Genomic DNA, 24,950 nt, shown 5'->3' with positions numbered 1-24,950 from the left:
AACTTAAGTTCGTGTGTTCTTAAAATACCAAATAAAAAACTCTGGGCAAGTATCATAAGGTATAACTAATTCTTCATCACCAATAGCAGAAGCTAAATCATAAATCCCAGTATCCTTAACTTCAAAATCATCAACATGTTCCAGCAGCAGGAGAATCACCCTAAATGATGAATCATCAACTTGAAATTCTTGAACACCATCAATTCTGTTTTCTAATGATAACGTTTTTAAAGACGACACTTGACCGAGCAGTTTAGAAATTGTCTCTTCGGCAGTAACCAGTTGTTGTTCCAAAGTATAATTCTCGCCTTCAGAAATCATTAATTCTTCTTCCAGTCTTGATAATTCAGTTTCTTCAGAAAGAACTTCACCGTTGCTATTTTGGAACTTATCTAGTCTTTTTCGGTACTTTTTATTTCTTCTCAAAGTTGATGGAGAAATCACTTCTGAATATTTCTCTTCAAATTTTTCAGAAACATATTCTGATAATGCAGTAACATTAACGAAAGACAGCTTCTTCATTCCTTTCAAAATGTCTATTAATCTAGCATCCCTATCATTTACAACTTTCTGCTTAGACTTTTTTAAAGCAACCCCCCTCTGATCAGACATTTAGTATCTCCAACAATTTCTTATTATCATCTGAAATCAATTTTTCCTTGCCATCTAATAGCTCTTCTAGCGATATTTCTTTGATTTCTGCGACCATTTTAAGTGATGTTAGCAAAAATGAAACGGGATCATCTTCAACTTCCCCCTCAATAGACTCAAGCATTTCAGCCAATTCAGGAACTACTTTATTCAACTTTCTTACCATACGATTTGAAATTCTTTTTAATTTATCACTCTGTAAAATTGGAATATTTTCTGCTTCTTTAAGGCGTAACCACAAGTTATGTTTAAATGTCCCCGGCACCTTATACTTCATTCGGTTAACAACTTCCTCCTTATCGCCAATTGCAATTCCGTACTTATCAATGATATCTTTTCTAACTTTCCAACAACTCGCTTGTTGTAACTTATTTTTGATCTCATAATTAATACCACCTATGTCTGCACTCGAAACATTAACATTGAGTTTTTGAGCAGTCAGATCCGCAACATCGTCTAATAACTTTTTAATTTTAAGTGCAATTGCTGGTGCATGATGCCTTGTACTGATTGCTTTAGGACAAATATGGCAGTTCATTCGCCCAATTGTTCTTACAACCTCATTAGGACAATCATTTCCAAACGGACATAGATGTGTCCAATTAAGCGCAAGGTCATCTTTTGAACTTAAATCATATAAACCTGAACCAACTTCATTAGTCATATGTGTAGTAATTGGCCTATACTTTTTAGCAAATTCTCGGTAATCTATCGTTTGTTCAAGATGATCCTCTTTAAACGCAACCGCTTCTGGCAATACTAAATTTTTTACGACTAACTCTTTGTGTTTTCCAATTTCGCTTTCAATCTCAGGAGTACTATCAGAATAGTAACCAACGGTAGCTTCAGATTGACCAGTTATCATTCCTATAGCTTCCCTGTCACCGATTAGAACATCAAATACTGTTACTAGCTGCTTACGTAATGAATGGACTGTAATTGAACTTTTATACTCTACCGAACTAAAAGGAACAAAATCTTCACTTTGATTATCACGAATGTAGTAGCTATAAGATAAGGGAACACTTCCAAGTCTCGCAAAGTAAAAGAAGTCCTGCGGTGGGACATTTACAGGGCCAAAACGAAGCTGGCTAACAAATTCAATTTCAGAGTCAATCAAACACTTTTCAAATATTTCCAAAAAAAGTACAAGATTATAATTTTGAACAGAATTGGAATTGGAATTTTGTAACAACGGCTTAAGTTTTCCGAACTTGCTATGCTCATTTCCTTGATATTTGATGGGGTTTACATAATTAGTATTTCGATTGAGACCTCTTAATTTTCTAGCCAATAGAAGTATTTCCATAACTTCTTTTGAGATTAAGCTTTCAAACCCTGCTGGCTTACTTTTGTCTGTATGAATTCTAATGTCTACCAATGACTCCATAGGAAGATTGTTATCCTGCACATAGTCAGCATCGAAGTTATTGGCATCTAACCAACTTGCATTGGAAGCCCTCTGTGCAGCATAGGCACTTACCACAATCGAAGCAAAGCTTTGATAATCTGAGTGCTGGCATACCAACCCCATATCAGTTAGCTGTATAGACTTTCTCTTGAACTTGCTTAAATCAACACCAAATATTTTTAACGGCCTATAACCATCTATCAGTTCAATGACTTTATTGATCGGAAGATAATTTTCTACTGGAATTTGCTTATTTGCGTCTTCTTTATTTATCGATTTTTCAGTTTTGTTTATAAATTCAGAAATCTCAGTTTCTATACTTTTAACATCAGCGGCAATCTCATCAAAATCATTTTTCTTACAATACTGATAGCACTCTTCTGCCGACTTGCGTATTCTCATGACTTTGATCACCGATTCTCATCAGCTTTGATCGCTTGATTTATCATTTTGTAGAGCCATTTTTAAATTAACTTAACTGATCATCATCAGTCAATTCATTTAACTGTTTTCGTATCGATTCTCCTTTTAAATTCAACTTAATTGCACCATGAATCAGCCTATCTAAAATAGCATCAGCGTGCGTTGATTCGCCGATCATTTGGTGCCAGTTTTCCTGTGGTAACTGACTAATGATGATGTGTGATTTATAACCATATCTAGCATCGATTAATTCAAGTAAGTCGCTTCGTTGCTGAGCACTGAGTGGCTCTAGCCCCCAATCGTCTAAAATAAGTAAGTCGTATTTAATGAGTTTACCCAATAATTTTCGATAACTGCCATCGGCCTGTGCTAGAAATAGACTTTCAAGTAATTCTTTTAATCGAATATAGAAGACACTTTTTCCTTGTAAACAGTGCTCGTGACCCAATGCACACGCGAGGTAGGTTTTGCCACAGCCTGTGGCGCCTGTAATTAATATATTCTGATGTAAACTCAGCCAGGTGCTTTGGCTGAGGCCGCGTATTTGTGCTTTATCTAGATTACGCTTCGGCGAGTAAATGAGTTGATTTAACTGACCCGGTACGCGGAATTTTGCTTGTCGCACCAGTCGCTCTATTTTTCTTTGGTTACGCGTATCAATTTCATGCGTTAGCAATAAACTGACGCGCTCTATAAAGCTTTGTTCTTGATATAGGTTTGGCTGTTCAAGCTGCTGCTTGAGTGCTTGCTTTATACCCGATAACTTGAGCAATTGAAGTTGCTGATTAATTGTTTCTATCATGTTTACATTCCTTAATGGTAGTAATCTGTGCCACGTATGTTGCTGTGTGTAATTGGCTTTTCTGGCTCTGTTTGGAGTGTGGGTAATGGTTGTTGGTCTAACCCTTTTTGCAGCATTTGCTTAATAGATCTGTGTGTGGTCGTATTCATGCAAATTGCTCGGTAACATGCTCGCTCGAGGCGTTCTTTTGAATACGTTTTAGCTAAACTTAATACCCCTAAACAGGTGCGATAAGCTTGCTCTGGATGACGTTTGCTATTAAGCAATAATTCAACGACTTGATGAGTATAATCACCGATACTCAATGCCCATGAGCGTAAATTTATCGGTGACTGCTCATGCTGTTTTTGATGCGCCTTTGGCATATGATGTGTCTGTGTCGTATGTCCGCCTAAACGGTTTGAGCGAGGATGCTGTGCTATTAAAGTGCCGTCATAATAAAGCTGCACGAGTTGATTGGATATGTGTGCGCGTAATTGTTTTTTAACCCACAGATAAGGCACGCTGTAGTAATGTTTTTCTATTTCAACATGGTAATCAATATGCACACGTACTGTTTTGATTTGTGTATATTGATAGGGCTTTTCAGGCAATGGCTTTAATGCGTTTTTATCCACCATATCAAATAGCTGTTTGCGTGATTGTTGATATTGCTTCATCACCTTATTGTTCATCATATCCAGTAGCTTTGCTATTTCATGATTGAGTTGCGCTAAGCTGTGGAAGGTTTGGTTACGTAAGCGTGCCATGATCCAACGCTCAACAATTTGTACGCCGACTTCAGCCTTCGATTTATCTTTGGGTTTATAAGGTCTAGCCGGAATGACAGCAACGTTAAAGTACTCGGCTAACTGGTGGTACGTCGGATTTAAATCAGGCTCGTAGCGACAGGTTTTACTGACAGCACTTCTGAGATTATCGGGAATAACAACGTCAGGAACGCCGCCTAAAAATTCAAAGCAACGCGCATGACTCATTACCCAATCTTCAAGTTGCTGACTATACGTTGCTTCAGCATAGGTATAATTTGATGCACCTAGTACAGCAACGAATATCTGAGCAGTGCGCTTTTCTTGTGTCGTCGGACAAGTAATGGTAATTGTGGGGCCACAATAATCCACAAACAGCTTTTCACCCCCTTTATGCTGCTGACGCATTGAGAGTCGCTGGGTACCTAACCATTGTTTATAAGCTCGGCAGAAGTGACTGTAGCTGTAATAAGGCTCACCCACTTTTTCAAGTAACTCATCAAATACGAGCTGTAATGTTAGGTGTTTATGTTGTTTTAAGTCTTTATTGATATTTAACCAGTCAGGCGTTGGGTGTCTTTTTTTACGCGTTGAGAAGCGCTTGAGTTTGGTGTTGAAAAATGTATTTTGCTGTTTATCCTCTGGTATTGGCCATTGATTTAAGCCTAACTCATTGGCCTTTTTAAGGTAATTAGCCACAGTACCAGGTGAAATATTTAAACTTCTGGCAATCTCTCGATGGGATAATTGTGCTGAGTACTTCAGCCGTAAAATGGAATGTAATTTACTCATAGATATAGGTCTTGTTGTCATTGTTGTTATCCTCATCAAACGATTCAGATAACGGTTTAACACACCTACAAAAATGATAAAACGTGAACTCGGTTACGAGTGGTATTAAGCTTTGATCGGCAAAATCATTAAGAGCATAAATGTGATCATTTACAAGTGATTTTAGTGATCAAAGCTTAATGAGAATAAGCGATCAAAGTTAATGCAATTGGGTGATCAAAGCTGGAGAGAATATGCACCGACTTCAACATCAAATGCTTAGTGACAGTCTTCATGAACACTCTAAAATAGATCCAGTAGTTGAGATCCAACATAGCCTTATTGCTTTTGTAGTATCTTGTACCTACCTTTTTCTTGTTGGCGTCCAAAGGATTAGATTTTAGTTTTAATCCATCAATGTTACTGAAATTGGTAAGTATGTATTCAAAATACCTGCTTATCGTTGCAAGGGTGTCTCTAAGTACATTGTTATGATCCGTTGAGTTCATTTTTCTCATATCAACAAACAATGATGTAAAATCGATGAATGAAAAAGGATAGATAACTTTTTGTTCAGGTTTGAAGGCTACGTTCTCCATGACCAATGAAGGTTTAATAAATAAATAACCTAAGAACTTTTCAGGCATATCTGGGTGCGGAATAGCCGTTTCGGTTTTACTAAAGAAATAAGGTAAATAATCAAAAAGATAAGCATTTAAATATCTAAGTGCGTTATTCCTTTGTTTCTTGGTGCTTTTTTCTGGTGAATCATGATTTACATAATCTTCTTGAGACTTGTACCACATAGAAGATTTATCTATCGAACCTATAGTGTAATTAGCCAAATTAGATATATGGAAAGAGTAATCGCCAATGCAAATATTGTCTTTCTGAGCCTTAGGTGCCAGTACGCATAAGTTTTTTCCTTTTAAGTATCGGAGTTTTTCAAGTTAGTTGTCGCCTCAAGTTAAATTTTATGCCGCCCGCATTTCTTCTTTTTTCTCAGGGTTTAAATTTACTTCATTTATCATTGACCAGTCTCGTGACTTCCCTGACCAACGGCTTGGGTTATTCAATTTAGCTGCGTCGTTTACCTGCTGACGCTTAGCTAATATTTCTTTATCTAAACCTGAATGACGTTGGTTTGGCGTCACAAATTTTATACCACTGTGTAGGTGCTCATTATTGTACCAATCAACGAACCCACTTACCCATTCTCTTGCTGCGCTTATATCTTCAAATGCCTTTTCTGGGTATTCTGGGCGATACTTTAACGTTTTAAATAACGACTCAGAGTATGGATTATCATTACTTACTGACGGTCGACTAAATGATGGCACAATCCCTAACTCCTGTAATGTTGCCAGTAATGTCGCGCCTTTCATTGGGCTACCATTATCTGAGTGTAACGTAACTTGCTCGCGCTTTATTTGCTCCCGACTGCAAATATCCTTCATTAAATCTGCGGCTAATTCACTTAACTGTGTGTCGTAAACTTGCCAGCCAACAACCTTTCGACTAAAAATGTCCATCACTAAATATAAGTATAAAAATTGCCCTTTTACGCTCGTTGGTAAATAGGTGATATCCCAAGTGTAGACTTCATTTGCACGCACTGCTTTCAATGCTCTTGGCTTTTTCATCGGCTTAGCTGGCTTTACTTTTTCTCTATGCGTTAATAAGTTATGTGCCTTCATGACACGATAAAACGAACTTTCAGACGCTATCCATATGCCCTTATCAAGCAGCTTAGGGACTATTTTACTGGCCGGTAAATGCCCATATTCGGCTGAATTAGCCGTATTAATAATGCGCTGCCGCTCTAACTCTGTGAGACGGTTTGGCGGCTGTTTTTTCGTACTCGTCCGTTTGTCAGTCATATCGCCTGCTTCAATCCACCGCTGAACGGTTCTTAGTGTCAGTCCAAGTAACTCACATGCCTTTTCTTTCCTTGCCCCTGAAGCCTGTGCGTTTGTGATAAGCGTTATTAATTCATGTCGCTCAGTCGCTGTTGTTAATCGTCCTCGTTGAAACCCCAAAGTGCATCCGCTTTTTTTTTGAGTACAAGCAGAGCGGCTGTTTCAGCTAAGGCCTTATCTTTGCGATTCAGTTCTTTTTGCAGTTGCTTTATTTCTTGCTTAAGCTGTTTACTGTCTGACTTTACTGTTTTATTTGAAGGTGGTGTTACTAAGTCTTTCTTCCATTGCTGAATATGATGCGGATAAAGCCCTATATTACGGCAGTATTCATTTATGGCGGCTTCATCTAAACTTCCACACTCAATGACCGCGTTGAGCCTTTCTTCTAAACTCCAGTCTTGTGGTCGTTTTTCTGCTGTCATTTGGCTACCCGTCTGGTGTATTTCAAGTTGATGCTTTTTTGCCAGTGCTATCCAACGTTGTAACGTTGAATAACCGACACCTAAATCATCTGCAATATCTTCTAAGCGAACATCATCACATTGAGATAATGCTTTTTCAACAGCTTGAACTTTAAATTCTTGTGTAAATTGACGTCTCATTTTATTTGCCTCTGCTAAATGTTAGAGGCGACAACTATCCTGACACAGGGGGGTATGGGCTTGAGGCATCTATCGCCTCTTTCGGACCTAAACTTCTAAATTTTGAGTCATCGTAGTCAAGGTTATTCTTAACATTACTCTTAACCTCGACCTTGATATTTCTTCGCGCTAATTTTTGCGTTTTGCTCACTAATTCAGTTTGAAACTTATAGTCAAAAAATGAGATAGCAGGAATCCATGACATTACTCCTTGGCTATATCTCAATCTATCTACTCGATAGTTATCTATAATTTCTGGCGATAACTCCTTTGGTTTTTCTATTCCGTGAGCACATAGTAAGTTGAATACATCAACAGCAGATTTGTTCCACGTCTTGTAATGTGTGAAGTTGTCTTCAACCCCCTTCCAATCAATTTTGAACGTGTGTTTACATTGGTCAAATCTCGCACGGGTAGCTGTTAAAAGTAGTTCTCTTGCAAACGAAGGAAACAAGCGTATAAAGTAATTATTAGATAAAAACTGATTTTGAGGCTTTGTAAATGCCTTGTTAAAGTAATAATCTGCGGGAATAGAAATAATTTTCTTTTTTGCTAATGAAGAAAATAAACCTGAAAATATGACCCTCAAATAACTCTTTTCAGCATTGTTGCTAATTGTAACCTCTAACAGTTTAAAAATACTTTGTTGCTCGATCTTCCAATTATTATCATTCTTAGTTGAGTGATAAAATTGATGTATATTTTCAGGGGTTACATTCATTAAAAACGTCAATAAGGCATGTGAAAAATACCCATAATAATCATGCCCTTTCCGAGAGTCTGGGCTTGCCACCGGAAGAAGATCATTTACAAATGATGTCTTAATTTCCTCAAAGTACTCTCTTATACTACTTAATTCCAAGAAGCTTTTCCTCCGCCAAAGATAGCTGATAATTGATTGCTTCTACTGCTAACCTCTTAACATCACCTTTATTCTTCAATAACAAATTATTAGCCGCTGCCAACATTGACTCTAAAATAACCTTATCAATAATTGCATAGCCCTTGGTAGAAACCTCACTACTATGTCCCATTAACGACTGAACTGTAGCTGTATTCAAACCAACAGTACCATCTTCTAGTGGTAAATAGTTTCGACAAAAAGTGCCATAATAATGCCTAAAGCTATGTAAAGTGTATGTTTTTTCCATCCCTAATTTCTTTTGAGCACGTTTAAATGACTTATTTAGAGACTCATTACTAGCAAGAAAATATGGCTTTCCTTTATTTTCATTATCTAAATTTACAAACAGGAGCTTATGGCTACAACTAGTCCTTCCTCGCTCTATCAAATATTTAGGTAACGTATTAAAAAATATGGTTTTAAAAGGCTCTAAAAAATATACCGTTTTAATATTCCGTCCTTTCCACTGTAGTTGTGCTCGTTGCTCGCTGCTCAATGTAAGATAAGCTAGGGGACGGTCTTCAGGGTTAATTGTATAAACTATGCGTTTACGAGTATTAACATCTGACAATAGCAGTTGTAACGCTTCAGATTGACGAATACCCCCACCCGCTAATAAAGCCCATAGACAAATATCTCGATAATTTGATATTTTTCCAATAACATCCTCAGCTAAATCAAGAGGGAAAGCCTTGTTGTATAAATCTTGATTGTCAGTAGCAGAGCCAATAGTTTTAAATAATGAACTTTGCACATACTTTGGGCCACCAGACAGTACTCCAGACATCATCGAACGGGTAATTAGTGAATTAGCTTCAACTTGGTTCAAAACTTTTCTTTTAGTGAGTTCTGAGAACATAATGTCCGCTTGAACATCAATATTAACCAATCCATTTTCTTTCATCAAAGTAAGTTCGGATTGCAAAATTGCAGAATCCTTTACAAATTGACTAACTGAGCTAAGCATTCTAGAACATGTTTTGGCTTTTTTAGGCTCTTGACCTGTAAGCTTTGCAATCTCACCTATAAAGCCTCCTGCAAATTTGCCTTCTTTAAGATAAATTGGATACGAAAGAATAAGGTCAGCCAAAACAGTTCTTGATAATCCCCCTTCTTTAAGACTTTTGTAATTTTCTCTAACTAATGGAAAAGTGTAGATATACTCAAAGAATGTTTTTAGATCTTGAGCAACGGCTTTGATGGTGTTTAATGGTTCTTGAGCTAGTGCAAGTGCTTCAATGTATTGCTTAGGTTCTTCTAATATTCCAAGCTCATGATGGAAAAAAGCATATGATGAGAAGCCGTTAGGAACTTTATACTCGATTTTTTTGATCATTATGTATGCACTAAGCTTATTAAGGTTCGTTTTAAACCTATTATAGTGCATAAAGGTGCATATAAAAGAAATATCTATAAAATACTTAAAAGTTGTGTTCTTGATTTAAATGCTTGATAAATAATGAGTAAAAGAGGGATTAAGATGGCGTCCGTTCAGGGATTCGAACCCCGGACCGATGCCTTAGAAGGGCATTGCTCTATCCAGCTGAGCTAAACGGACTTTATATTATCTTTTCAACATGCACTAACACAGTAGGTTGATATAAGAACCTTCGACCGACGCCTTAGAAGGGCGTTGCTCTATCCAGCTGAGCTATGGGCGCATCGAAAACTTCATAGTTTACCAATAAGCTATTCGATTATAATTAAATTATAAAAAAATGGTCGGCGATGCAGGATTTGAACCTGCGACCCCTTGGACCCAAACCAAGTGCGCTACCAAACTGCGCTAATCGCCGTTACTTACTATTCTCTACGAGTGACCTCGTTGACAACGGGGTGCATAATAGTGATTTGACGGGGTTAGGTCAAACGTTTTTTTAAGAAAACAAATCAAGTGGTCATTTTTAGCCCACAATGGCTAAATATTATAATAGAAGACTGAAATTTAAACTATTTAATTACTCTAGTACTATATAGATGAAAAGCAACTTGGCGCTGCAATGCTTTTCTGCGAAAATAGCTTAGGTAATATTAAATGAAAAAATAAAGTTATTATTCTCTTTATAAGCATATGCCCCTTTTTATTATGCGTTCATTTGTAAAGTATCGGTATCTAGTTAATTAACCCCAATTAAAGGTCAACCATGACGGCAAACATCATTGATGGTAAAGCAATCGCAAAACAAGTACGTAGTACAGTTGCACAACGCGTAAGCGAACGCGTTTCTAAAGGATTACGCGCCCCCGGACTTGCAGTAGTCCTTGTAGGACTTGATCCAGCAAGCCAAGTTTATGTTGGTTCAAAGCGTAAAGCCTGTGAAGAAGTTGGTTTTATTTCAAAATCATTTGATTTACCTGCAGACACAAAAGAAGATGCTCTTTTAAGTTTAATTGATGAGCTAAATAATGATGCTGAAGTAGATGGCATTTTGGTGCAGTTACCTTTACCTGATGGACTCGATGCAGAGAAAATTTTAGAACGCATTACACCACACAAAGACGTTGATGGCTTTCACCCATACAATATAGGTCGTTTAGCACAGCGTATGCCTGCGCTTCGTCCTTGTACCCCAAAAGGGATTATTACTTTACTCGATTCTACCGGTGTTCGTTATAAAGGCATGCATGCGGTTGTGGTTGGCGCATCAAATATTGTGGGCCGCCCTATGTCGTTAGAGCTATTACTGGCCGGTTGTACGACTACTGTGTGCCATAAATTTACACAAGATTTAGAAACTCATGTGCGACGCGCAGACCTGTTGGTTGTAGCTGTGGGCAAACCTGAATTTATCCCTGGAGATTGGGTAAAAGAAGGCGCCATTGTTATTGATGTAGGTATAAACCGTTTAGATACAGGTAAATTGGTAGGAGACGTTGAATACAGCATTGCAGAGCAAAAAGCTCACTTTATTACTCCTGTTCCTGGCGGGGTTGGTCCAATGACCGTGGCCAGCTTAATTGAAAATACATTAGAAGCATGCGAAAAATATCATAGCTGAATGTAATTCAAATAAAAAAGGGTTGCCATTCGGCAACCCTTTTTTATTGCAAGCGAGTAGTATTAAGCCTTACGCCACGTTGTTTTACCGGCTGAATCTTCAAGTATTACACCTAATGCATTAAGCGCATCACGTGCTTCATCAGCAGCAGCCCAGTCTTTACTCGCACGTGCTTCATTACGTTTTACTATTAAGGCTTCAATCGTTGCAACTTCATTATCATCTTGCCCGCCTTGTAAAAAAGCCTCAGGCGCTTGTTGTGCAACGCCTAATACTTCGCCAATAGTACGTAATATAAACGCAAGTTGACCCGCCTGTATTGCATCGCTTTCTTTTACGCGGTTTAGCTCTTTTGCCAGCTCAAATAAAACAGGTAAAGCCTCTGGAGTATTAAAATCATCATCCATTGCTTTTCTAAATTTAATCACGAACTCGTTACTCTCAAGCTCACACTCGATAGGTTTAACGTCACGTAAAGCAGTATAAATACGCTCAAGCGATGAACGCGCTTGGTCTAAGTTTTCTTGCGAGTAATTAAGTTGGCTGCGGTAATGACCTGATATTAAAAAGTAACGAACCGACTCAGGGTCGTACTCTTTTAGCACATCGCGAACAGTAAAAAAATTATCTAACGATTTAGACATTTTTTCTTTATTTACTTGTACCATACCCGTATGGATCCACGTATTTACATACTCACCATTATTGGCACAGCATGACTGCGCAATTTCATTTTCATGGTGCGGAAACTGTAAATCAGACCCCCCACCATGAATATCAAAATGTTCACCTAGATGCTTTGAGCTCATAGCGGAACATTCAATGTGCCAACCTGGGCGCCCTTCTCCCCATGGAGATGACCATGAAGGCTCGCCGGCTTTGGCTTTTTTCCATAAAACGAAGTCCAGTGGGTCGTCTTTATCTTGTGCCACTTCAACACGTGACCCTGACTGAAGCATGGTTAAATCTTGCTGAGAAAGCGCGCCGTATTGCTCAAACGTTGAAACATCAAATAACACGTCACCATCAGCTGCTACATACGCATGCCCTTTAGCTATTAAACGCTCAACCATTTCAATAATTTCACCCATGTGCCCTGTCACTGTTGGTTCTACATCCGGGCGTAACATGTTTAGGCTATCAAAATCTTCATGCATGGCTTTGGTCATGCGCAGTGTTAAATCGTTTATTGACTCTTTATTTTCATTTGCACGTTTAATAATTTTGTCGTCAACGTCGGTAATATTACGCACATATTTTAAATTGTAACCAATATGGCGAAGGTAGCGAACAATGACGTCAAAGCCAACAAATGTACGCGCATGACCGATATGACAGTAATCGTAAATGGTGATACCACACACATACATGTCGATTTTACCATCGACCATAGGTTTAAATTGTTCTTTTTGTCGCGTGAGTGTGTTGTATATTTGTACCATTTAGTTGGTGTCCTTCACTATTATCAAGAAAATGTATGTTACCACTTGAAAAGCATGGGCTCTAGCGCTTTGTTAATCTTAGCTAACTAAGATAAAATAGTGCGACTATTTAAACCAGATATAGGAAAGCACATGGTTGTTCTACACACAAACTTTGGTGACATCACCATTAAAATGTTTGAGCAAGAAGCTCCAAACACAGTAAAAAACTTTTTAGAGTATGCAAACGCAGGTTTTTACAACGGTACAATTTTTCACCGTGTAATTGATGGCTTTATGGTTCAAGGTGGTGGCTTTGTTTCAGGTATGGAGCAAAAAGACGTTAACGACCCTATTCAAAACGAAGCTAACAACGGCCTGTCTAATAAAGTAGGTACTTTAGCTATGGCACGCACACCAGATCCACACTCTGCTACAGCACAGTTTTTTATTAATGTTAACAACAATGATTTTTTAAACCACAGCAGCGAAACGTCTCAAGGCTGGGGTTACTGTGTGTTTGCTGAAGTAGTTGAAGGCATGGACATTGTAGAAAAAATTAAAGGTGTAGCTACTGGTAGCAATGGTTTTCACCAAGATGTTCCTCTTGAAGACGTGATCATCGAAAGCGTTACTGTTAACTAATAGTTCGCTTACCCACATAACGTGGAGTATCAGCGGGTGTCATTGCAACATGCATGCGCCCGCTTTATTTTTATCGAAAAGATATCCCTATGACTAAAAAAACGTATTTTATCGCTGATTTACATTTAACTGAAAACAGACCTGATATTAGCGCTGCTTTTTTTAAGTTTTTAGAATCTAACATTTTGAATCAAGACGTTGATGCGCTTTACATTTTAGGTGACTTTTTTGAAGTATGGGTAGGTGATGACTACGTCACTGAACTTGCGCGCAGTGTAGCTAAAAAGCTTAAAGCAGTAAGTGATTCAGGTATTCCCGTCTATTTTATTCATGGTAATCGCGACTTTATCCTGCGAAAACACTATGCAAATTTAGCAGGTATGACACTGTTAGATGAGCAAACTGTTATAGACCTTTACGGCACACCCACTGTTATTTTACATGGGGATGAAATGTGTACCCAGGATATTGAGTATCAAAAATTTCGTAAAAAAAGCCGCGGTTGGTGGTGGCCAAAATTAATGCTTGCCATGCCATTATGGTACCGAAAAAAAATAGCTCGCAATGCCCGTGAAAAAAGTAAGCTTAGCCAAGCAGATAAACCGATAGAAATTTTAGACGTTGTTGATGATGCTGTCCTTTCGACATTTACGAAGCACAAAGTTGTTAACATGATCCATGGTCATACGCACCGACCAAATATTCATACATACTCACTAAATGGACAAACGCTTACACGCACTGTTTTAGGTGACTGGTACGAACAAGGCTCCTACTTAATTGTGACACCTCAAGAACAAAGGCTAATAAACACACCATTTAAATGAGCTATATAAAGCCATTTTTAGAGCCTCAATCCCTAAGTGTAGTCCCTTTAAGGCCCTATATAGCATTTAAATAATACGTTAAAAATTGAATGTGGGTACTCACTTAATTTTTAGGCAACGTAATTGTAAATCGAGTTTTAAATTTATCTTCCCATTTAGGATCAGACTCTAAAACCAACTGCCCTTTTAAAATTTTGGTAACCCATTGAGAAACCATATAAAGCCCAAGCCCTATGTTTCCTTTACCGCGCGCTGATGTATGAAAGGGCTCAAAAATAACAGATTGCTGCTGCTGATTAATCCCGCATCCGCTGTCTGATACTATAATATTTACATCTCCCTTATCACTTTTCTCAACCTTAATTTCAATCTCTCCAGATTGATTCTCTTCAAAAGCGTGGTTAAGCGCATTCATTATAAGGTTTTCAATAACCTGTGAGATAATCCCAGGGCGACTTTTAAGCGTGCAGCTATCATTAAACAAGGTTTTAATTTTAACCTTTGAAGTTTTTAATCGAGAGTTTAGCGTAACCAACAACTCTTTTATTATTGCTTCAATATTACACTCAATAAATTCTTCATTGTTTCTATCAATAGCCATTTTTTTAAAGCTTTTTACAAGTACAGCAGCTTTATCTAGGTTTACTCTGGCTAAGCCTAAATTATCATCTAAGCTTGATACGCTGTTCTCTAGTAGAGACTTTGTTAAGCCAGTTTTTATACCTTCATTTAGGCGGCTCATCACCGACTCAGCATTAGTAACAGAAATAATAGCACCGCCAATAGGCGTATTCATCTCATGAGCTACACCCGCAACAAGCATGCCTAATGAAGATAATTTTTGCGCTTCAACAAAGCTGTCCTGCAAAAGTTGCTGCTGCCTAATGGTATTTGAAAGTTGATTATTGACAGAATCCAGCTCCAACTTTTCAGCGCGTAACTGGTCAAATAAATCTTTTAGCGTTTTTGTATAACAATACTCTCTATATAAAATAAAGCCACCAATAAACAAAAGAATAATACCGCTAGTACCAGCATAACCTAGTGCCGTAAAGTGTATTTTATTCATCAACTTATCTTTACTTTTGATGTAAATATAAATGACTTCATTAAGGGTTTCATTATGCCTTTTTGAAAAAAGTGCGGGCAGCTTGTCTAACGAATAAATGTTTGAATCAAAATGTCTTACTGTATTTTCTTGTTGGTTTTGCATAGACTCCCAGAGCAATGGGTTATAAGTAGCAATTGTTAGCTCTGGCAATCCAAGCATAAACCCCCACTCTTTAGATTTATCATTGTTAAAAATCCAATATCCATCTTTGTTTACAATATTAATCTGAGCGTTTTCAGAAGAGTAATTTCTAATTTTCTGAAAAAAGTCAGATAAGTTAAAATTAATTATAATGAGGCCATCAACTATATATTCGCTTGAGCTGGTTCGATAAGTAACTCTAATGGTGGGTTCGTATGGCTCAACTATTGAACCATACTCCATATTTAAATCAATTCTTGATAAAAACGAATCAGGTGCCTCTATCGATATACCTTGCCTAAAGTAATAGCGCGACATTTTGTTTTGGAGCTCTTTTTGCTTAACAACTTTTGCCTCACCGTTTTTAAAGTCAACTCTAAAACGTTCGTTCCCGGTAATATCAATCCACCGAATTTGCGAAATGATAGGCGATAATAACCCAAAATTAACGAAGTAATCATTTATGCTTCGTATGGATTCTCGGTCTCTAAACATATACCTGAGCTTATTGCCCCTTTTTAGGTTTTTGTTGTCTGCTAAAACTTGTGTTAGTTTTTTTATACTACTTAGCTCTTTTACAAACTCTGTCTGCACTAGAGATAGTTTGTCGTCTTGATAATCTTGAACAAGCGCAAGCCTTGATTGGTAAATTTGCCAATATACTAAAAAACTAATAACGCCAGCAGCAACCATAATAAACAATGCTTTAATATATAGCTGTTTATTATTTAAACTAACAGAAAGTCTATGATCAAACTTTTCCATATTGCTTTAACCATGTTGTTAAATCGTCAAAAAACAGTGGTTTTGAAAAGTAATAACCTTGGGCCACATCACAGCCTATTTTTTTAACCCATTCACACTGCTCTAGTGTTTCTACACCCTCAACAATAATAGAAAAATTAAATCGTCTGGCTAAGTTTACAATCATTTCTAGGATGTATTGGTTATTAGCATTGCGCTCAATATCAGTTAAAAAACATCTGTCTATTTTTAAAATATTTGCAGGTATCTCAGTTATGTGTGAAATAGATGAATAACCTGTTCCAAAGTCATCAATGCTTACTTTAATACCCAGCGCCATAAATTCATCTAACGACTCTCTAATTAAGTCGTAATTACTGATCGCTTGGGTCTCAGTAATCTCTAGCTCAAGCATTTCTGGAGGTATATTGGCATCTTTTAACTTATGAAGGATTTTTTTGCAGTAGTCAGAGTCAACCAAATCAAAAGCCGACGCATTAAAAGCAATAGGCAAATTTACGCCCATATCACTTAACTTATGAATAGTCGAAATTATCTTATCGAAAATAACGCTGTCTAATTCACTAATTAAACCTGCTGTTTCAGCAAGTTCAATAAATATCTCTGGGCTTACAAAACTACCGTCTTCTAACTGCCAACGAGCCAATGCTTCAAAGCCCACAGGGGTTAACGTTGCTAAGTCCATTTTAGGCTGTAAGGCTATTTGTAAAGTACCAGCACCAATTACTCTTCTTAATCGGGCCATTAAACTATATCGGTTAGTTAATGCTTCTGTTTTTTCTTGGGTATGCTTTATATATTTTAAAGATGCGGTTTGGCTATCACTTAAACTAGATTCAGCAATGCTTATTATTTTTTCGGGTACAATATTTAAAACAGAACTTAGCGCTAAATCAAGAATTCTCAAATCAGCATATTGTTTTACAGAGGTAATTATACATTTTTGCCTTATCAGGCTAGCTATCATTTCGTCGGTTATATCGAAGTTTGCGTTTATAAGTAATCCAAAGCTGCTGTTATTGATAATGGCAATGCGCGCTGAATAACCATCAAAAATAGTCATTAAATTTTTATAAACTTCTTTTAATAGCTTTTGACAAAAATCATGGCCAAACGAAAATGCTTTTTCTTCAAATTGCTCAACTTCAAAAACTAACAAACGTGTTTGGTACTGCTCGTGCAGGTTCATATTTTTTATTTCACGAATGAGCCAGTTACGATTGTGCGTGTTTAACGACACATCGGTATATGCAAGTTCAGTAAGCTTGTTAAGCAGTGCTATGTTACTAAAGCCTGTGCTTACATTTTCACTGAATACTTTTAATAAATATTCATTTTGTTCTGATATTTCATTGTCCGACTGAACAATCGTTACATAGCTTTCCCCAGCTATTTCTTTGTTGCAAAAATAAAATATCGTGTGGTATTCAGAAAAAACGTGCCTTTTTTCGTCCAAAGCTCGCTTAAAATCACTGTAGATTTGTGGAAGTAAAACCCTATCGTCAATAAGCTTTCCTTCAAACCCATCAAAACAACCATTAGCTGTCGAAATATGCGCTCTGATAATTTCGCCATCACTTTGAGTAGAGCACATAATCCCTCCTCCCTCAGTGACGTTTAAAATATTACTGATTTCTTCTAAAACAGCTTTAGAGAAAGATCCCATATCGTGTTTACTGTTTATGCTTCTTGAAGCATCTAAAACAAGTTGAAGACCTTTTCTGGCTGAAGATATTTGTGAAATGTATTTCCAGGTGCGTAAGTTGCTTGTAACAATAGATTGTAATTTTTCAGCAGAGACGTCTGATTTATTCCAATATTCGTCTATATCAAGCGTTTTCATTATTTGCTGTTCGGGAGCAAAGCCTGGTTGACCTGTAAGTAAAACAATACGCATGTCTGCGTTACCAATCACCTCTCTTATAGTACTTACAAGCCTGAGACCTGAGTCATCATCTTCCATTACAACATCTATAAAAGTGAGCGCTATATCTGGATGCAAACTGAGCACTAAAGCTGCTTGTGAAACCGAGTTAGCTGTGAGAACTTCTATTTCACAATTATCCTCTGGTCTCATTTCTTTTAAGCTGTTGGTTAAAGCATGCTGATAATTTATATCGTCCTCAACAGTGAGCACTTTTATTTTTTTTATTGTTGAGCTGTCTTCTTCAAGCTCCTCATCAAATACAAACAGACTGTTGTTATCGGACATCCTACACCGCCTATATAAAAAATATACAACTAAATTTAATAGATATAGTTCATAAATTTGTATGTAACTATTTACTATATATAGTAGAAGGCGATTTAAGTTTGGTCTAATTTTTAGTGCTTTATCTCATCAGTTATGCAAAAAATAAAGCACTGGGGGGATTATGCTGGAGTACCACTATGAAATTTGAAGTCTTCATCTGCCGATACAATAAGTTCAGCTTCAATTTCACCAAATTCCTTAACCCTTTGCGTAATATCAAAATCGGCAATTTCTTGCGCCAAGGCTAGATAATCTTGATAATGACGTGCCTCTGAGCGCAGTAGCGAAATATAAAAATCACCTAGACGTTTATCTACATGGGGCGCCAACTTTGCAAAACGCTCACACGAGCGTGCCTCAATGTAAGCACCTACAATTAATTTGTCGACAAGTGCATTTGGCTCGAATGTTTTAACATTTCGTAACATCCCTTTAGCGTAACGACATGGTGTAATACTTTCGTACTCTACACCATACTCATCCATTATTTCTAAAACTTGGTAAAAGTGATGTAACTCTTCTTTTATGAGCAACACCATTTTGTCAATTAAGTCTTGCCCGTAAGGAGAGTTAGACTTGGGAATGATTGATTTAGTAAGCTTGTTTTTTGCTGCTAAATCACGCCAGTTACCTTCACGTTTATAAATAAGTGTTTCGAAAGGTTTAAGCCAAGCTAAAAGTGCATCACCGCTTTCTTTATCTACTGCATACTTACGAATTAAAAACATTGCTGACTGAGCGGCTTTTAACTCACTAAATGTAAATATGTGCATATTAAAATTCAAGATGATTTAAAATCTATATCCACAATGAATTTAGATTTAAAAAATCGCTTAGTTCAAATTATTTAGAGATCAAAACAGAAAACCCCTTGCAATCTTTTTAATTGCAAGGGGTTATAAAATTAAGATATATATTTTAAATTGTTTCTGTAGATTGATAGTTCATGAGCTATTCTCCACTTTTTAAAAGGGGTTTGAAAATTCAATAATTCTTAGATTGTCTCTGTTGATTTATATTTCATGATTTACTCTCCACTTTTCTGAGGAACTAATACTAGTATATATCCTTGACCAGGCAGTAGCAAGTTATCAGATGTGACTAATTGCCAACGTTCAAAACCATATCCATCGTCATTAATATAATGCTCATCTGGTAAATCACCTAGACCAAACCTTTCAAAATGAACTCGATGCGAGTCTGAAACCTTCACTCTGATTTTAGCCCCTTTGATATATCGTTTTATGGCTCCTTTTATGTAAGGATCACTTGTAAGGTCTTGAGTCCATTCGACAACTCTTTCTAACCTTATTACCTTATCGTTCGCATCAACCTTTGTACGTGCGAATTCTGAAAGAGGCACTTCTAATAAACGACGGTTTTCATTGTCTGGGTCAACCTTGAAAAGTTCTGGTTTATCATATGCTATGTCGTTTAACCTTAAAGCTTTAAATGTAAACTCCCCTTCAGTTTCAACATATTGCTTCAGAGTTGGCTCTTCAGATAAAGGTGAAATAACAAGTGTTGAGTTAGTCACACTCTTGACTGTTGCAATATTGTTATTATCAACATATATGTCGTAAGAAAGAGTGTGTTCTTCGAAATGATAATCTAGCTCAGAGTTAAAAAACTGATTTTCAATTCTTTCAACCGCCTGATGATGTGTGCTAGGAAGGACATTTTTCAATAATGCATTAGTTATACCCTTCCATTTTTCTATCAAAGGAACACCATCTTTAATTTCATTTGGCGCATAAAAAACATCATATATATGCTTTTGAAAAAGCTCAGTAAATTGCGCCGATTTCATTATAACAGCAAACACACCGGCACCTAAAATTGCACTACCTGATTTTAATATCGCTTCACCAGTACCAGCTGGAGCGTATGCGAAACTATCAATCGAGCTACCAAAAATAGCCCCTATAAAAACAGAAACAAGGCCTCCCCAAAATAACACAACAGATAAGTTACCTTTAATAGGCTCAACGACAAGACTATTAAAAAAGTTTTTCACATTTCCCATAAGAACAATTCCAAGCTATTGATAATATTATTATATTTAATTTTTAGTTGGTACATTGTACCTTTAAAGCAATGAACGTCAAACTTCATAAAATATTGCTTTTTCAGTAGGGAATTTGAGTTTTTAGTTTACCACAAAGATCACGGTATGATTTACAAGCATAAGGTGGGCTCTCAAAAAGAAATTACTCCTTACTGGACTTTCCAAGTTACCACCCAGATTCCCATTTTCACCTGATGCCCTAAAGTTTTCCCAGATAAATATGATCGTGGAAATTACGCTTGGGAAAATATTAACTTTAAAATGAAACTAATAAACGCATATATTCAATATTAAGCGACAATTACGGTGGCCGGTCTAGCGACAATTATCTTGGCCGGTTGATCTGATAAGGTTCGGTACAGCAGAACGGAGGAGTTCACTGTGCCGGGAACACGAATCACTGATCAGCAGGTCACTATTTATATGAAACATAGAAAGCGTAATAGCCAAGTTATCGCGGCTGCGAAAGCAGGTATTTCTGAACGTTCAGCAAGGCGCATTGATAAACTGGATGAGCAGCCATTGTCTAATAAACGCCAATGGCGAACACGTATAGATCCACTTGAATCTATCTGGGACAGTATTGTTGTCCCTCTACTTCAAGGTGATGCTACGTTAACTCCAGTGGGAATTTTTGATCATCTTTGCGAGTTTCACACCGACAAATTTAACCCGAGCTCACGGCGTACATTAGAGCGTCGAATTCATAAATGGCGGGCACTGTATGGCTCAAGCAAAGAGGTCGTATTCCTGCAAACACACGAGTATGGCCTATTAGGTATATGTGATTTCACACATGTGAAGTCACCCGTTACCATTGCTAGTGAACCCCTTAAGCATATGTTGTTTCATTATCGTATGCCCGCCAGTGGCTGGGCTTACGCCCAAGTGATTTACGGCGGTGAAAGCTTTGCTGCTTTTTCTGATGGTGTGCAAAACGCATTTAAAGCAGCCGGCGGTGTGCCTAAAGAAGTGCGTACAGACAGTCTCAGTGCCGCCTATCGTAATCATACTAATGATAATGATTTTACAGAGCGCTTTAATGAGCTAGTTATCCATTATGGCTTTAAAGCGACCCGTAATAACCGCGGTATTGCGCATGAAAATGGGGCTATTGAGAGCCCTCATGGGCATCTTAAATCGCAACTGGAGCAAGCATTAAAAATCCGTGGTAGTTATGACTTTCAGACAAGAGAAGTCTATGAATCGTTTGTTGCAGACATTGTTGCTCGCCGTAATCGCCGTGTAAGTGATAAGTACGCAGTAGAGCAGCGACAATTACACGCTTTACCACGGACGATGAGCGTCAATTACACCGAGCATTATCTAACGGTGTCACGTACGAGTACTATTTCATTGAAACGTGTTACCTATAGCGTCCCGTCACGCCTTATTGGTAGCCGATTACTTGTTCGTTTATATGACAACCGCTTAGAGCTGCGCTATGGCAGCGATTTAGTTCAAACGTTAGCGCGTGTCTATGCTTCTAAAGGGTGCCGTGCACGCAATATTAGTTACTTGCATGTTATTGACGCATTGGTTAAAAAACCATTGGCATTTCGCTACTCACAACTACGTGACGACTTACTCCCAAGCGACAATTACAAAGCTATTTGGGAATACGTTAATACTCATCTTTTAGCGGATGAAGCGAGCTATTACATGGTAAAACTGCTCCATTTAGCAAAACAAAGTGGGTGTGAACGTCAATTAGGACGATTTGTAGCAGTGTCAATTACTCAGCGACAATTACCGGCCATCCGAGAATGTGAAGCGCAATTTTTAGTGATTGCATCAAACATACCCACAATAAAAATAAAGCAACACAGCTTGAGCGCTTATAGCAGTGCGTATTCTCATGCATCGCGATCACCTAATACTATCTAAGCCGATCACTTTTCGGTCAAAATGGTATTGAGTGATCGGCTTGAATGGTATCGTTCAATTTGTACACGTTTTTGTCTAGCCAGTAGGTGTTTTTAACCGTTATTCTTTTCATTTTTGATGATGAGAATGACCATGCCAACGGCACCTATTTCAATGCGTAAACTTAAAGAGATTTTAAGACTAAAATACAGCTGTAAACTCAGTCATCGTCAGATAGCAACAAGCTTATCTGTTTCACCCTCAATCGTGTCTAAATATGCCTGTAAATCAGCAGAGTTAGATATTACTTACTGGCCGCTTGATGAGAAGTGGGATGATCACGCTCTGCAACAAGCGTTCTTCAAAACAAAGCCTCGATTAAAGGGCTTTACCATTCCTGACTGGTCGTTAGTTCAGCAAGAGCTTCGGCCTAAAACCATGACGTTGTTGCTGCTTTGGGAAGAATACAAAGAGCGGCACGCGGAAGGTTTTTACAGTTACACTCACTTCTGCCGTCAGTACAAGGCATGGCTTAAATGCCAAAAACCCTCCATGCGACAAAATCATAAAGCAGGTGAAAAACTGTTTGTGGATTACTGTGGCCCAACCATGAGTATTGTTGATACAAGTACAGGCGAATGTCGTACTGCACAAGTGTTCGTTGCGGTCATGGGTGCATCAAATTATACCTATGCCGAAGCGACTTACAGCCAGAAACTCGAAGATTGGGTGATGAGTCACGCCCGTTGTTTTGAGTTTCTTGGCGGAGTTCCTGAGCTAATAATTCCTGACAACCTTAAAAGTGCCGTCACCAAACCGTGTCGATATGAGCCTGACTTAAATCCAACCTACCAACAACTAGCGACACATTACGATACGGTCATTGTGCCCGCTAGACCCTATAAACCAAAGGATAAGGCTAAGGCTGAAGTGGGTGTGCAAATTGTTGAACGTTGGATAATGGCGCGCCTTCGCAATGAAACCTTCTTTAGCTTGCGTCAATTGAACCTGAAAATACAAGCATTACTGGTCGATTTAAATCAACGTAAAATGAAAAAGCATCCTGGCTCACGGCTCAGTCAGTTTGATGCTATCGACAGACCTGCACTCAAACCACTGCCTACACAGCCTTACAGCTATACCTTAGTAAAACAGGTGAGCGTGCATATTGATTATCATGTGGAAATTGAAAAGCACTACTACTCAGTGCCACATACCTTAATTAAACAAAAGCTTGAAGCCCATGCCTCCGGGAAGTTGGTGACACTCTACCATCAAGGCATACAAGTCGCTGTTCACCCCAGATCATACCGAGAAGGTGCGCACACCACGCTTGATCTGCATATGCCTATCGCTCATCAAAAGCAGCAACAATGGACACCACAGCGGTTCGAACGCTGGGCGAGTAAATTTGGCACATCAACTGAGCAGTTTGTTATGCAATTGATGCAAGCTAAAAAACATCCAGAGCAAAGCTACCGTGCTTGTATGGGGTTATTAAGCCTAGGTAAAAAGTTTAGTGATCAACGTCTTGAAGCCGCCTGTCATCGCGCATTAACCACAGGTGTTACTCGCGTTAAACAAGTAAAGACTATCTTAGAAAAAGGCTTGGATAAACAACCCTTGCCACAAGCTCAAGGTGATTTACTACAAGATATTGATCATAAAAATATCCGTGGCAACCACTATTACCATTAATAAAAATTAACAAACCATAGGAAGACTTATGCAAAATATCAATCAACAAGTTAATAATCAGTTAAGTAATTTAAAGCTAAGCGGCATACGTGATGCGCTATTGCAGCAATACGAGCAACCCAATTTATACGTTGAACAAAGCTTCGAAGAGCGGCTAAGTTTATTGCTTGAACATGAAATAACGCAGCGTGATCAGCGTAAAATAGATCGCCTAACGCGACAAGCAAAGTTCAGAGTTGGCGGCACACTTGCCCAACTCAACTATGGCGCAGCACGACAACTCGATAAAGCTCAGATCCGTTCATTAGCACAAGGTGAATGGCTTCGTCTTCACCAAAACATCTTGATCACAGGAGCAACAGGTTGTGGCAAAACTTACCTCGCTTGCGCGCTTGGTCAAAACCACTGCCAACAAGGGAGTAGCGTTTATTATTTTAGGCTCAAAGAGCTATTAGAAAAGATGTTTCTAGCGCAAGCCGATGGTAGTTATCGAAAACTGATCAACAAGCTTAGCTCTGCCAATTTACTGATCTTAGATGATTGGGGATTAGAGCCATTAACGGCTCAACAACGGAGTGATTTACTGGAATTAATTGATGCAAGATATGATACAAAATCGACCTTAATAGCGAGTCAATTACCGATAGAAAATTGGTATGAAATGATCGGAGAATCGACACACGCGGATGCGATTCTAGATAGGCTTGTGCACGGGGCGATAAAGTTGGAATTAAAAGGCGAGTCGATGCGAAAAAAACTAAATTTCTTGACTGATGCCGATCACTCAAGTTAGATTTTACTGAGGTCTACTGACAGACAAAAAAGTGATCGGCTTGAATGGTATTGAGCGATCGGCATCATGGTATTACGCAAGCCCCTTGTTG

The 24,950-nt window shown here is 38.1% G+C and carries 18 protein-coding genes, 2 tRNA genes and 1 pseudogene; 6 read left to right on the top strand and 15 right to left on the bottom strand.

The features are described from left to right. Nucleotides 1-3: 3 nt before the first annotated feature. From PS1M3_RS04830 to PS1M3_RS04785, 10 genes are all read right to left on the bottom strand, one after another. Nucleotides 4-612: a hypothetical protein gene (locus PS1M3_RS04830; protein WP_203986547.1), complete on the bottom strand. Its 609-nt coding sequence runs from the start codon at nt 610-612 to the stop codon at nt 4-6. Beyond that, on the bottom strand, nt 605-2,464 hold the full coding sequence (locus PS1M3_RS04825) for a hypothetical protein (protein ID WP_203986544.1): 1,860 nt from the start codon (nt 2,462-2,464) through the stop codon (nt 605-607). The genes PS1M3_RS04830 and PS1M3_RS04825 overlap by 8 nt, the downstream gene beginning before the upstream one ends. Before the next feature lie 67 nt (nt 2,465-2,531). Further along, entirely contained in the window at nt 2,532-3,287 is a 756-nt protein-coding gene (gene istB, locus PS1M3_RS04820) for an IS21-like element helper ATPase IstB (protein ID WP_203984839.1), read from the bottom strand. A gap of 11 nt (nt 3,288-3,298) precedes the next feature. Then, the gene (gene istA, locus PS1M3_RS04815; RefSeq protein ID WP_008466912.1) at nt 3,299-4,849 is read right to left on the bottom strand and encodes an IS21 family transposase; all 1,551 of its coding nucleotides are present in this window, start codon (nt 4,847-4,849) and stop codon (nt 3,299-3,301) included. Between the two features lie 155 nt (nt 4,850-5,004). Further along, nucleotides 5,005-5,613 (bottom strand): hypothetical protein, encoded by a 609-nt coding sequence (locus PS1M3_RS04810; protein WP_203986541.1) that lies wholly within the window; start codon nt 5,611-5,613, stop codon nt 5,005-5,007. A 168-nt stretch (nt 5,614-5,781) separates the two neighbouring features. Beyond that, a protein-coding gene (locus PS1M3_RS04805) for an IS3 family transposase (RefSeq protein WP_203986539.1) occupies nt 5,782-7,328 on the bottom strand; the annotation gives its coding sequence in 2 pieces (ribosomal slippage) (nt 5,782-6,848 and nt 6,848-7,328; 1,548 coding nt in all). Between the two features lie 34 nt (nt 7,329-7,362). Further along, complete coding sequence (locus PS1M3_RS04800; protein WP_203986536.1) at nt 7,363-8,229, bottom strand: hypothetical protein; 867 nt, start codon at nt 8,227-8,229, stop codon at nt 7,363-7,365. Continuing rightward, nucleotides 8,216-9,607 carry a site-specific integrase gene (locus PS1M3_RS04795; RefSeq protein ID WP_203986533.1) on the bottom strand — a complete coding sequence of 464 codons (1,392 nt, stop codon included), beginning with the start codon at nt 9,605-9,607 and terminating at the stop codon, nt 8,216-8,218. The genes PS1M3_RS04800 and PS1M3_RS04795 overlap by 14 nt, the downstream gene beginning before the upstream one ends. A 145-nt stretch (nt 9,608-9,752) precedes the next feature. Continuing rightward, nucleotides 9,753-9,829, bottom strand: a tRNA-Arg gene (locus tag PS1M3_RS04790). A gap of 161 nt (nt 9,830-9,990) precedes the next feature. Further along, nucleotides 9,991-10,067: transfer RNA gene (locus PS1M3_RS04785), tRNA-Pro, on the bottom strand. A 348-nt stretch (nt 10,068-10,415) separates the two neighbouring features. Here PS1M3_RS04785 and folD point away from each other — a divergent pair. Further along, nucleotides 10,416-11,270: a bifunctional methylenetetrahydrofolate dehydrogenase/methenyltetrahydrofolate cyclohydrolase FolD gene (gene folD / locus PS1M3_RS04780; RefSeq protein ID WP_008127813.1), complete on the top strand. Its 855-nt coding sequence runs from the start codon at nt 10,416-10,418 to the stop codon at nt 11,268-11,270. A gap of 62 nt (nt 11,271-11,332) precedes the next feature. On the opposite strand, the gene cysS is transcribed toward folD, so the two are convergent. Then, entirely contained in the window at nt 11,333-12,712 is a 1,380-nt protein-coding gene (gene cysS / locus PS1M3_RS04775; RefSeq protein ID WP_010557191.1) for a cysteine--tRNA ligase, read from the bottom strand. 132 nt (nt 12,713-12,844) lie between these two features. On the opposite strand from cysS, the gene PS1M3_RS04770 reads away from it, so the two are divergent. Together PS1M3_RS04770 and PS1M3_RS04765 are read left to right on the top strand one after the other, a co-directional pair. After that, nucleotides 12,845-13,336, top strand: a complete 492-nt coding sequence (locus PS1M3_RS04770) for a peptidylprolyl isomerase (RefSeq protein WP_008128620.1) — start codon at nt 12,845-12,847, stop codon at nt 13,334-13,336. 89 nt (nt 13,337-13,425) lie between these two features. After that, on the top strand, nt 13,426-14,163 hold the full coding sequence (locus PS1M3_RS04765) for a UDP-2,3-diacylglucosamine diphosphatase (RefSeq protein WP_203986531.1): 738 nt from the start codon (nt 13,426-13,428) through the stop codon (nt 14,161-14,163). A gap of 103 nt (nt 14,164-14,266) precedes the next feature. Here PS1M3_RS04765 and PS1M3_RS04760 read toward each other — a convergent pair whose 3' ends face one another. The 4 genes and pseudogenes from PS1M3_RS04760 to PS1M3_RS04745 all read right to left on the bottom strand — a co-directional run bounded on the left by PS1M3_RS04760 (nt 14,267) and on the right by PS1M3_RS04745 (nt 20,460). Continuing rightward, the gene (locus tag PS1M3_RS04760; protein ID WP_203986529.1) at nt 14,267-16,180 is read right to left on the bottom strand and encodes a sensor histidine kinase; all 1,914 of its coding nucleotides are present in this window, start codon (nt 16,178-16,180) and stop codon (nt 14,267-14,269) included. Next, nucleotides 16,167-18,392 carry an EAL domain-containing protein gene (locus PS1M3_RS04755; RefSeq protein WP_203986527.1) on the bottom strand — a complete coding sequence of 742 codons (2,226 nt, stop codon included), beginning with the start codon at nt 18,390-18,392 and terminating at the stop codon, nt 16,167-16,169. Before PS1M3_RS04755 ends, PS1M3_RS04760 begins: the two co-directional genes overlap by 14 nt. A gap of 161 nt (nt 18,393-18,553) precedes the next feature. Beyond that, a pseudogene (miaE, locus tag PS1M3_RS04750) lies at nt 18,554-19,186 on the bottom strand (tRNA isopentenyl-2-thiomethyl-A-37 hydroxylase MiaE); the annotation flags it as partial. 275 nt (nt 19,187-19,461) lie between these two features. After that, nucleotides 19,462-20,460, bottom strand: a complete 999-nt coding sequence (locus PS1M3_RS04745) for a hypothetical protein (RefSeq protein WP_203986525.1) — start codon at nt 20,458-20,460, stop codon at nt 19,462-19,464. A 423-nt stretch (nt 20,461-20,883) separates the two neighbouring features. On the opposite strand from PS1M3_RS04745, the gene istA (PS1M3_RS04740) reads away from it, so the two are divergent. The 3 genes from istA (PS1M3_RS04740) (at nt 20,884) to istB (PS1M3_RS04730) (ending at nt 24,859) form a co-directional block, all read left to right on the top strand. Next, nucleotides 20,884-22,389, top strand: a complete 1,506-nt coding sequence (istA, locus tag PS1M3_RS04740; protein ID WP_203986523.1) for an IS21 family transposase — start codon at nt 20,884-20,886, stop codon at nt 22,387-22,389. Between the two features lie 132 nt (nt 22,390-22,521). Further along, nucleotides 22,522-24,066: an IS21 family transposase gene (istA, locus tag PS1M3_RS04735; protein ID WP_008111092.1), complete on the top strand. Its 1,545-nt coding sequence runs from the start codon at nt 22,522-22,524 to the stop codon at nt 24,064-24,066. Between the two features lie 28 nt (nt 24,067-24,094). Beyond that, nucleotides 24,095-24,859 carry an IS21-like element ISShfr5 family helper ATPase IstB gene (gene istB, locus PS1M3_RS04730; RefSeq protein WP_008111090.1) on the top strand — a complete coding sequence of 255 codons (765 nt, stop codon included), beginning with the start codon at nt 24,095-24,097 and terminating at the stop codon, nt 24,857-24,859. The last annotated feature ends 91 nt before the right edge of the window (nt 24,860-24,950 follow it).

Source organism: Pseudoalteromonas sp. PS1M3 (assembly GCF_016865405.1).
Lineage (GTDB): Bacteria > Pseudomonadota > Gammaproteobacteria > Enterobacterales > Alteromonadaceae > Pseudoalteromonas > Pseudoalteromonas marina.
This window is presented reverse-complemented; position numbering and strand designations above follow the sequence as displayed.